The sequence below is a fragment of the Sulfitobacter sp. HI0040 genome (assembly GCF_001634885.1).
Classification (GTDB): domain Bacteria; phylum Pseudomonadota; class Alphaproteobacteria; order Rhodobacterales; family Rhodobacteraceae; genus Sulfitobacter.
Map to the genome: position 1 here is coordinate 1 of NZ_LWEX01000440.1, position 9,645 is coordinate 9,645.

Consider the following 9,645-nt stretch of genomic DNA (forward strand, 5'->3'; position numbering starts at 1 on the left):
CATCGGCGTCACCTATCTGACGCGATGGAAGGGGACCGCAAAAAGGGTCGATCTGATCAAAAGCTATCTGAAGTGCGAGGCCAGCAAAAAACCCCGAAAGTGTCATAAGGACACTTCCGGGGGGCGAGCCTGTCGGCGCGGTTCGTTCCGGCGGGATCAGTCGGCTGCCGCGTCTTTTGCCAGACTGTCGAGGTAGGCGATCACATCGGCCTGATCTTCTTCCTTGCGCAGTCCGCCGAACCCCATCTTGGTGCCCTTCACCTCCTTGCGTGGATTGGCAAGGAAAGCCGCAAGACGGTCCGGCGTCCAGTCGCCGCCATATTCGATCAGCGCATCCGAGTAGCCGAAGCCCTCGACAGAGGCGACGGGCGCGCCCACGATACCGTAGAGGTTCGGGCCGACCCGGTTTGGCCCGCCCTCATCGACGGTGTGGCACGCCTTGCACTTGCGAAAGACCTTTTCCCCCGCCTCCGGCTCACCGGCGGCCAGAATGTCCGCGCCCGGCATTTCCGTATCCATATCGGCGGAGGCCGCTTCGGTCGTGCCCTCCGATTCGGGTTGCGACGCGGTATCGGCGCCGCCGGTCACCTGCGCCACGTATTGCGCGACGGTTTCGATCTGCTCTTTGGAGAGGGTTTCCGCAAAGGCTGGCATCACTCCGATGCCACTGGTCACAGCGGCCCGGACCTGATCGACTGTCGGTTTGAATTCGTCGAGGTTGGGGCCGATTTCGGCCTCCGATCCCGCATCCTTGAGCGCGTGACAAACGGCGCAGGCGGGCAGCGCGGTTTCGGTGAAAATCTCGCGCCCCGCATCGAGGTCGGCCCCGGCGCTCGCCGCGCCTGCCATAAGGGCGAGGAAAACTGCGCCGCCAAAGGCTGGCGTCGTTCGCGTGGTCATAAGTATATCTCCGGTTTGTGAGGGATCCGGCGGCACCCCGTGCCGCCGGTCATTCAGATCAGCTGACGGTCACATCGACGGCATGGACGCGCCAGCCGTTGTTGCCGTAACCCCGCTCATTGGGGGGGAAGGTCTCGGGCTGGCTCAGCCCGTCCTTCGCCGTGGCGCGGCTGGCCAGCGTATGCGTGCCCTCGGCCAGATCGGTGATCATCACGAAGGGCCGCCATGCATAGGGGCCGAGGTCGGGACCGAGAAACTGCGCCTCGGCCCAGCTTTGCCCGCCGTCGATCGATACTTCGACCTTTTCCAAGTCGCTGACCCCGCCCATGGCGACACCGTGGATCTGGACCTTTCCGGTCGCGGCATCCATCAGCGGCCCGGTGATCCAGGACTTCACGCTCATCTCATACATCGAAGGCTGGGACGGATCGCCCTTCACGCCCACGGGGCGCACGCGATAGCTGGTCTGCTGGATTTTGTTGGGGGATTCACCTTCGGTCAGGGCCAACCGCTTGAGGTATTTGACGTTGTTGACGCCGTAATAGCCCGGGATCACCAGCCGCAACGGTCCGCCATGGGCCAGCGGCAGGGGTTCTCCGTTCATCTCCCACGCGAGGATCGCGTGATCCATCGCGGCCATGGGCACCGAACGTTCGACCTGGATCGTCTCTTTCGGGACGCCCTCGGGGATTTCTTCGCCCCCCGTGCCGGTGAGGAAGTTCGCCCCCTCGGCGGCCCCGCCCATCGCGTCGATCACCGCGCGCACTGGTACGCCTGTCCAGACGACATTGCCGGCAGCACCCACCGACCACTGCGTGCCGCTGGTTTCATGGTCAAAGAAGGCACGACCGTTGCCCGAACATTGCAGCACGCAGACCACCGTTTCAACGGCGAGCGTCTTCATGTCGCCCACGGTCATCGTTCCGGGATTGGCGACGCCGTCGATCTCGATCTCCCATGCGTCGCGATTTGCCACGATATCGTCGGAAGGAGCGGGCAGGTTGTTGCGGATGTAAAGCTCGGTACTGGGGGTGATCAGTTCAGAGCCCTGCGCGGCGCGTTTCGTTTCCAGTGTCTGCTTGGAATGGACAATCACGTCCTCCGCGTCCTTCCAGGATACGTAGTCCGGTAGCGGGTTGTCGCTGTCCTGCGCGCCTGCGGGCATGCCGACGGCAGCGGCGGCCATCGTGCCGGCGGAGCCGATCAGGAAGTGGCGCCGCTTTACGTTCTCTATCATTTTCATGTCTTTCCTCCCGGGGTTCGGAACCGTTGCATTCCACGGTATGCAGCGGCTTCATGACTGAGTGACGTGCCGGGGGCGCATTTTATTCCCACGTGTCGGAAAAAAATATCGGCCGCCCGGAAGGGGCCGGAGCCCGGGCCCGCGCTCTCTCCCGGCTCTCGATCTCGTGACCTGACCCTGCGGAATAAACGCACCCTGCGCGCCGTTGTTCTTCCAAGGGCGCGAAAGGCGCGCTCATAAAGGAGGATTTAATGCCAAGTAATAAAGTTCATCAGTCATGCCGATTTGCGGCGCTCGCCGCGCTGGCCGTTGCCGCGCAGACAGCGACCGTTCAGGCGCAGCAGGTCAGTGTCACGAACCCCTCGGTTGAGGCCGGGACCCTGTCGGTCGATGTAACGGGCCTGAACGGTTCGGGCTTTGTCGTCGTACACGCGGTTGCCGAAGGTGGCGGACCCGTTGTGCCGCAATCGATCGGCAACGCCTATGTGCCCGAAGGGGTGGAACACGTTACCGTGCCGATTGGTGCCCCCGTTGCCGCCGGTGACAAGCTCTTCGTGATGCTGCACACCGATAGCGGTGTCGCGCGGGTTTATGAATTTGGCGAGGGAACGACCGACATCGACACGCCCGTGATGGTCGATGGCAAGCCGGTCGTGATCCCGATCGCGGTCGATACAGTTACCGCGCGGCAGGCACCCGCCTTGCCCGGCGCACAGGCTATCGCGGCGGGGGACCGGGTCTATACCGCCGATCAGAGTTCCAACACCGTCACCGTGATCAGCCCGGCAGAAGAAAAGGTGCTGGGCACCATCACGCTTGGCGCACAGCGGATCGAAAAGAACATGGCCCCCGTCGATCAGCACGAAGAGAACGTGCATGGTCTGGGCTTTGCCCGCGACGGCAGTGCGGTGAGCGTGGTCAGTGTTTCGTCCAACGCGGTACAAGTTCTCGATCCGGCGACGAACAAGGTTCAGACCACCGCCTATGTCGGCCGTTCCCCGCATGAGGCATTCGTGTCGCCGGATGGCAAAACGGTCTGGGCGGCAATCCGGGGCGAAGGCTATGTCTCGGTCATCGACCGCGAAACCGGTGAGGTTCAGGACCGGATCACCACCGCATCGGGCCCTTCGAAGGTGGTTTTCAGCCCTGATGGGGCGCATGCCTTCGTCAACCACCTCTTCGCCAATACCGTTGCCGTGATCGACGTGGCCAGCCGCAAGGTGATGGATGAGATCGCCGTACCAGAACAGGCCGGGGGATCGGCGGACGAAGCGGTCACACCCGATGGGAAGGAATTGTGGCTCGGTCATCCCGGCACCGGACATACCACCGTTATCGACGCCCGCACCTTCAAGGTGAAGGCGGTGCTTGAAACCGGACCGCGGACAAACCACCCGAACTTCGTGACGCGGGACGGAACCGATTACGCCTATGTCACCGTGGGCGGCCTGAACCAGACGAAGATCTTCCGCCGCACCGACGGCGAACCGGAAGAGATCGGCAAGATCGAACATTCCGGCGTCGCGCCGCACGGTATCTGGCCCAGCCCTGACAACAGTCGCCTTTACGTGGTGCTGCAGAAATCCGATGCGGTCGACATCATCGACACCGCGACGAACGAGGTCATCAAGACCTTGAGCGTGGGGCAGGACCCGCAGGCCCTGATCTACGTGGCCAATGCCGCGCCGGGGGCCGAAGGGGCTAACCTTGGCGAGCAGGGTCTCGGAAACCGCGTGGAGAACATCGCGATTGAAGTGCGCGGGGCGGAAGGGGCCAGCGCCTCGGCCAATATCCGGCATGTCGCGGGGGTGGACGAAATCGACATCACTGCACGTGGGCTGCCAGCGGGTCAAAGCTTTACCGTCTTCGGCCAGAACGAAGGGGGCAGCCACCCGATCCGGTCGATCAAGGCTGGTGACAACGGCGTGGTGGGCGAGGCGCTCGCCTATGCCGATTACTTCGACACCTACACCGGGCTCCTGCTGCTGCCCGAGGGCCAAAAGCCCTGAGGTGAATGACACGCGGCCGGCCCTGCGCCGGCCGCACGTGCGTTTTTGCGAATGGAAATTTGAAACTTAAGGCGGGGGGGCTGGTTTTCTTTTCGGAAACGTGAGGATTGGTGCCATGGGCATTTGACCGATCAGCGGCAAACAGGGTTACTGTATATTTTTGAGGCCAAGGAATGGAATTGAGCCGAAGTTCGCATAAGCTCTGGCCGCTGATATTTGCCTTCCCCCTTTCCGGTTGCGAAAACGGTCTGGGGCTGTTCGCACCGGCAGGACCGGTTGCACAGGCCCAGCAATCCCACATGCTCACCATCGTCTGGCTGATGTTGATCGTCATCCTGCCGGTTTTCGCAGGCGTCGCCTTCGTCCTCTGGCGCTATCGCCTGAGTTCTGACGCAGACTATCGCCCTGAATGGGAATTTTCCTGGTTGGCCGAAATAGTCATCTGGGGGGTTCCTGCTGTGCTCGTGGGGGTGCTGGGGTGGAATCTCTGGAAGGAATCGCACAACCTCGATCCTTATGCGCCGCTTCCGGGTGGCCCCCCGCTGGAGGTGCGGGTGGTAGGCTATGACTGGAAATGGCTTTTCATCTATCCCGAGCAAGGCGTGGCGCTCGCGAACCGCCTGATCCTGCCGGTGGATCGCCCGGTGCGCTTCCGTCTGACCAGCGCGACGGTTCTGCAGTCCTTCATGATCCCGCAGCTGGGCGGGCAGATATACGCGATGCCGAAGATGGTCACCGAACTGAACCTGAAAGCCGATGCCCTGGGCCGCTACCGGGGCCAGAATACGCAGTTCAACGGCGAAGGCTTCGCGGAGCAGAAATTTGTGGCCGAAGTGGTGGAAGGCGAACAATTCGAACCGATGCTGGCCGAGCTTACCGCCGATGCACCCGCGCTGGATGACGCAGCCCTTTCCCGCCTGAAGAAGCGCGAAGTGCTGAACGAACCGCTTGTCTTTGGCCGGATCATGGCCGACCCCTTTGTTGCCGCCGCCGGCAAGGCCGCGACTGGCCCGGACGGGGTGGCCCATGAATGACGAGATGACATATTGGTTGCTGGGCCGTCTTGATTGGCAGGCCCTGCCTTTCCTGCGCGCGTGGAACCATCCCGCCCTGTCAGAGCTGATCGCGGCAGCGGCAGGTGGGTTGGTGGTGCTGGGGGCGCTGGCGGTTGCCGTTTTGCTCACCGTCTATCGCGGATGGGGGCCGCTATGGCGCGACTGGCTGACCAGCCTCGATCACAAGAAGATCGGCATCATGTATATCGTGATCGCCGGCATCATGCTGGCCCGCGCGGTGGTGGAGGCGGCACTGATCCGGCTTCAGCAGGCGCTCGCGGTGAATGACGCCGGTATCGTGACTGCCGAGCATTTCGGGGAGCTTTTCAGCACCCATGGCACGATCATGATTTTCTTCATGGCGATGCCCTTCCTGACAGGTGTTATCAACTACGTGATGCCCCTGCAGATCGGGGCGCGGGACATGAGCTTTCCCTGGATGAACGCCATCAGCCTGATGCTGACAGCCGCCGGGGCGGGGCTGGTGATGATTTCGCTCGTCGTTGGCAAATTCTCCACCGGCGGATGGACAGGGTATCCGCCCTATACCGGGATCGAATTCAGCCCCGGTGTGGGGGTGGACTACTGGATTTGGGCGGTAACGCTCAGTTCGCTTGGCTCCACGCTGACCGGCATCAACTTCGCGACCACGCTTTACAAGAACCGCGCCCCGGGGATGGAGCTGTTCCGTCTGCCGCTGTTCTGCTGGACGGCGCTGTGCACGTCCATCCTGATGATCTTTGCCATGGTTCCGCTGACGGTGGCCACGCTGATGCTGGCGCTGGATCGCTACGCGGGGTTCCATTTCTTCACCGCCGGGTCGGGCGGCAACATGATGAACTATGCGAACCTGTTCTGGCTTTTTGGCCATCCGGAGGTCTACATCCTGATCCTGCCTGCATTCGGCATCTATTCGGAGGTGATCGCGACCTTTTCCGGCAAGACGCTCTATGGGTACAGATCACTGGTTTATGCGACCATGGTGATCGCGGTCCTGTCCTTCACCGTCTGGCTGCACCATTTCTTCACGATGGGGCAGGGGGCCAACCTGAATGCGGTCTTCGGCGTGGCCACCATGGCCATTGGCGTGCCGACCGGGGTCAAGGTATATGACTGGTTGCTGACGATGTATCGCGGGCGGATCCGCCTGACCACGGGGATGCTGTTTTCGGTGGCATTCCTCGTTACCTTCGTGATCGGGGGGCTCACGGGGGTGATCCTCGCCAATCCGCCGGTCGATTTCGCAGTACATAACTCGCTGTTCCTTGTCGCTCATTTTCACAACATGCTGATCCCGGGCCTTTTGTTCGGAATGATAGCAGGGGTGCAATTCTGGTTTCCCAAGGCCTTCGGCTTCCGCCTCGACGAACGCTGGGGCAAGGCCGCCTTCTGGTGCTGGTTCGGGGGCTTTTACCTCGCCTTCATGCCGCTCTATGCATTGGGGCTAATGGGGGCGATGCGCCGAAGTTCGCAATGGTTCGAACCGCAGTATGTTCCCTATCTGCTGACGGCGCTGGCCGGTGCGGCGCTGATCCTTGCAGGTCTTGCCTGTCTTTTCATCCAGCTTTGGGTGAGTGTGAGGAACCGCGACCGCCTTGCCGCACCCTTGGGCGATCCATGGGACGGTCGCGGGTTGGAATGGTCGGTCTCCTCCCCCCCGCCTGAATACAATTTCGCGATGCTGCCGCAGGTCAGAAGCCACGATGATTTCTGGGAGGCCAAACAGGATGGCCGCGCCTATCGTGAACCGAAACGATATGAAGATATCGAGATGCCGCGCAATTCGGCGACAGCCCCCTTGATCGGCCTCGCTGCTGCGGCGTTCGGTTTTGCCATCACATGGCAGATCTGGTGGCTGGTCGCGCTGTCCTTTACCGGCATCTGGGTTATCGTGATCGTGCGCAGCTTTCAGCAAGACATCGCGCGCGTGATCCCGGCGCGCGAAGTGGCGGCCAAGGAGCGCGCATGGCTCGCAGAGGTTGAAAGCGCCCGCCCCGTTGACAGGTTCGCAGAGACGACGCGCCAGAACCGGGGCCTTGCGGAGGTTTCCCCATGAGCCATAGCAATCGCCTTCACGGGGGGCTGAACCTCGGTCAGGCTCATGCCGAAACGCACCGTCAGGCCGAGACGATGGTCTTCGGGTTCTGGATATTCCTGATGTCAGACCTCGTGCTGTTCGCCGTGATACTGGCGACCTATGCCGACGCCAGTGTGCATGGTTTGGCCGACGGCCCCGGCCCTGCGGAGCTGTTCGAGTTGCGCAACCCCTTCATCGAAACGCTGCTGTTGCTTGCCTCCAGCGTGACGTTCGGGATGGCGGCGCTGCACTTGAAGTATCAGGATGATCGGCGCGGGCTGGTTCTGTGGATGCTGGCGACCGGCGCGTTGGGGCTTGTCTTTGTCGCGATGGAAGGCTGGGATTTCTATAGCCTGGTTGTTCATGATGACGCGCCGCCCCAGCGCAGCGGGTTCCTGTCGGTGTTTTTTCTGCTGGTCGGCATGCACGGCCTGCACGTTATCGCCGCGACAGTGTGGATGCTCGTCCTACTGATCCAGATCGGTCGCTTCGGGCTGATGCCCGACGTCAAGCTGCGGATCCTGCGCCTGTCGATTTTCTGGCACATGCTGGATGTTGTCTGGGTCGCCATCTTCACCTTTGTTTACCTCTCCGGAGTTGCCCGATGAACGACGACCGTTTTCCCGATTCCGAACTGCCGGGCCACGGCAGGGAGCTGCGCCACTACCTGACCGGTGCCGCGGTAACGCTGACCCTGACACTTGCCGCCTTTGGTATTGTCTGGCTGTCCGTGTTGCCGCGCTATTGGACGCTGGGCGTGGTATCGGTGCTGGCTGTTCTACAGATCGTTGCGCATTTCCGATATTTTCTGCACATCGACCTTGGAAAGTCGCACCGGGACGACCTGCTGATGATCCTGTTCACCTCGCTCATCATCGTGATGATGGTGGGGGGCACGATCTGGATCCTGTTCAACCAGTTTGCCCGCATGATGTGACGTTTGGCGACGGGTCAGGGGTCCTCCGAACCCATCCGATCAAGCATCGACCTTGGTCTTTTTCCTGCCCAGCGTGCTGCGCACGCCGCCCCCGATAAGCGTTACGACATCCGTCGCGACACCAAGGACATTGGCGCGCGGCGGCAGGGCGATATAGACAGGCCGCCAATCGGGATCGAACTTGTCCTTGAAATTGCGCAGGCCCTCGAAGTTGTAGAACTGTCTTCCGTGCCGGTAGACGAACGCGCCGAGGCGGGAACTCAGCTTCGCCCCGCGCCGTGCTTCGAGCCCTGAGAGCGGTGCATTGCCAAGGCTGAATTCACGGTAACCTTCCGCCTTGAAGTGCAGCAGCAGCTCCGTGAAGAGAAAGTCCATCAGCCCCGCGGGCGTCCCTTCCACATGACGCATGAGGTCGATGGCGGCCTGTTCCTTTGCGTTGGTCAGCCACAGACTTGCAAAGGCAACGATCCGACCTTCGTAGCTGACGGTGGCGACCGGAAAACGGGCAAGCCTTTCGGCGTCGAAGGACCCGACCGAGAAACCCTTTTCTCCCCCCGGTTTGGACCGCAGCCATTCGTCCGAGATGGATCTGAGGGTTGTCATCGTCTCGGGCGAAATCGGCGCTGGGATCATGTCGAAGCTCAATCCATCCCGCCGGGCGCGGTTGTGGACGGTTCGGAGCCTCTTGCGATGGCTTCCATCCAGGCTGAATGCATCGAGGCGGATAACGGCTTCCTCCCCCATTTTGACCAGCGAAAGACCCATATCGAGCCAGAGCGGCACGGAATTGGCCGAGACGGAATAGAAAACCGGGCGCGCGTTTGCGGCATAGGCGGCATCGTGAAATTCCCAGACGAGCTGCATGAACTCGTCCGGATCGCCGAAAGGTTCGTGCAATGCCACCCATGTCCGGCCCTGAATGCGGTACATGAGGAATGATCTGCCGGTTTCGGAAAACAGGAGGCTCTTGTCCCCCGTCAGTGCGATGTTCCCTTCGGGGTCGGGCTGATTTTCGATGATCGTCCGGGCGCGCTCCAGCTCCTCCGGCGTGGCGAGGTCATGGGAAAAGGCGCCCGGCCTCAGGGCGAAGACCAGGGTCATCAGCCCGAAAGCGATGAAGCCGACGAGCGCCGCGCGCAACGCCCTCGGCGCGGTTTGATCGGCCGCGAATTGCCACCAGAGTTCGTTGGCATAGGGGGTCGCCTTGTGCGCAAAGAACAGGATCGCCAGCACCGCGACACCGAGGCTGGCCATCATGAGCATCCAGCGGATGCTGAGTACATTGCGTGTGAGGCGGGTCGAGCGGTAGAATTCACGCTTCGTCGGCAACAGGACGAGCAGGGCGAGCCCGAGGACCAGCGCCCTGTCATAGTCCAGTCCGTTCGCAAGGCTTGCCGCCACGCCGCCCCCCAATGCGCCCAGGG

At 61.8% G+C, this 9,645-nt stretch carries 8 protein-coding genes; 5 read left to right on the forward strand and 3 right to left on the reverse strand.

Annotation, left to right across the window (positions count from 1 at the left end; genetic code table 11):
* Positions 1 to 156: 156 nt before the first annotated feature.
* Both sorU and sorT read right to left on the reverse strand, forming a co-directional pair.
* Entirely contained in the window at positions 157 to 900 is a 744-nt protein-coding gene (sorU, locus tag A3728_RS18055) for a SorU family sulfite dehydrogenase c-type cytochrome subunit (protein WP_067926930.1), read from the reverse strand.
* Positions 901 to 958: 58 nt separating this feature from the next.
* A complete protein-coding gene (gene sorT / locus A3728_RS18060) occupies positions 959 to 2,143 on the reverse strand; it encodes a SorT family sulfite dehydrogenase catalytic subunit (RefSeq protein ID WP_067926932.1) in 1,185 nt (394 codons plus the stop codon).
* Between the two features lie 251 nt (positions 2,144 to 2,394).
* Here sorT and A3728_RS18065 point away from each other — a divergent pair, with 251 nt between their 5' ends.
* The 5 genes from A3728_RS18065 to A3728_RS18085 all read left to right on the forward strand — a co-directional run bounded on the left by A3728_RS18065 (position 2,395) and on the right by A3728_RS18085 (position 8,221).
* Positions 2,395 to 4,152, forward strand: a complete 1,758-nt coding sequence (locus A3728_RS18065; RefSeq protein ID WP_067926936.1) for a DUF7282 domain-containing protein — start codon at positions 2,395 to 2,397, stop codon at positions 4,150 to 4,152.
* Between the two features lie 179 nt (positions 4,153 to 4,331).
* On the forward strand, positions 4,332 to 5,186 hold the full coding sequence (locus tag A3728_RS18070; RefSeq protein WP_161487198.1) for a cytochrome c oxidase subunit II: 855 nt from the start codon (positions 4,332 to 4,334) through the stop codon (positions 5,184 to 5,186).
* A complete protein-coding gene (locus tag A3728_RS18075; RefSeq protein WP_150120876.1) occupies positions 5,179 to 7,263 on the forward strand; it encodes a cbb3-type cytochrome c oxidase subunit I in 2,085 nt (694 codons plus the stop codon). Before A3728_RS18070 ends, A3728_RS18075 begins: the two co-directional genes overlap by 8 nt.
* Complete coding sequence (locus tag A3728_RS18080; protein ID WP_067926943.1) at positions 7,260 to 7,892, forward strand: cytochrome c oxidase subunit 3; 633 nt, start codon at positions 7,260 to 7,262, stop codon at positions 7,890 to 7,892. Before A3728_RS18075 ends, A3728_RS18080 begins: the two co-directional genes overlap by 4 nt.
* Positions 7,889 to 8,221: a cytochrome o ubiquinol oxidase subunit IV gene (locus A3728_RS18085; RefSeq protein WP_067926946.1), complete on the forward strand. Its 333-nt coding sequence runs from the start codon at positions 7,889 to 7,891 to the stop codon at positions 8,219 to 8,221. Before A3728_RS18080 ends, A3728_RS18085 begins: the two co-directional genes overlap by 4 nt.
* Before the next feature lie 39 nt (positions 8,222 to 8,260).
* Here the strand turns inward: A3728_RS18085 and A3728_RS18090 are convergent.
* Positions 8,261 to 9,645, reverse strand: a 1,385-nt coding sequence (locus A3728_RS18090) for a phosphatidylglycerol lysyltransferase domain-containing protein (protein ID WP_150120877.1), incomplete at its 5' end; no start/stop codon positions are given.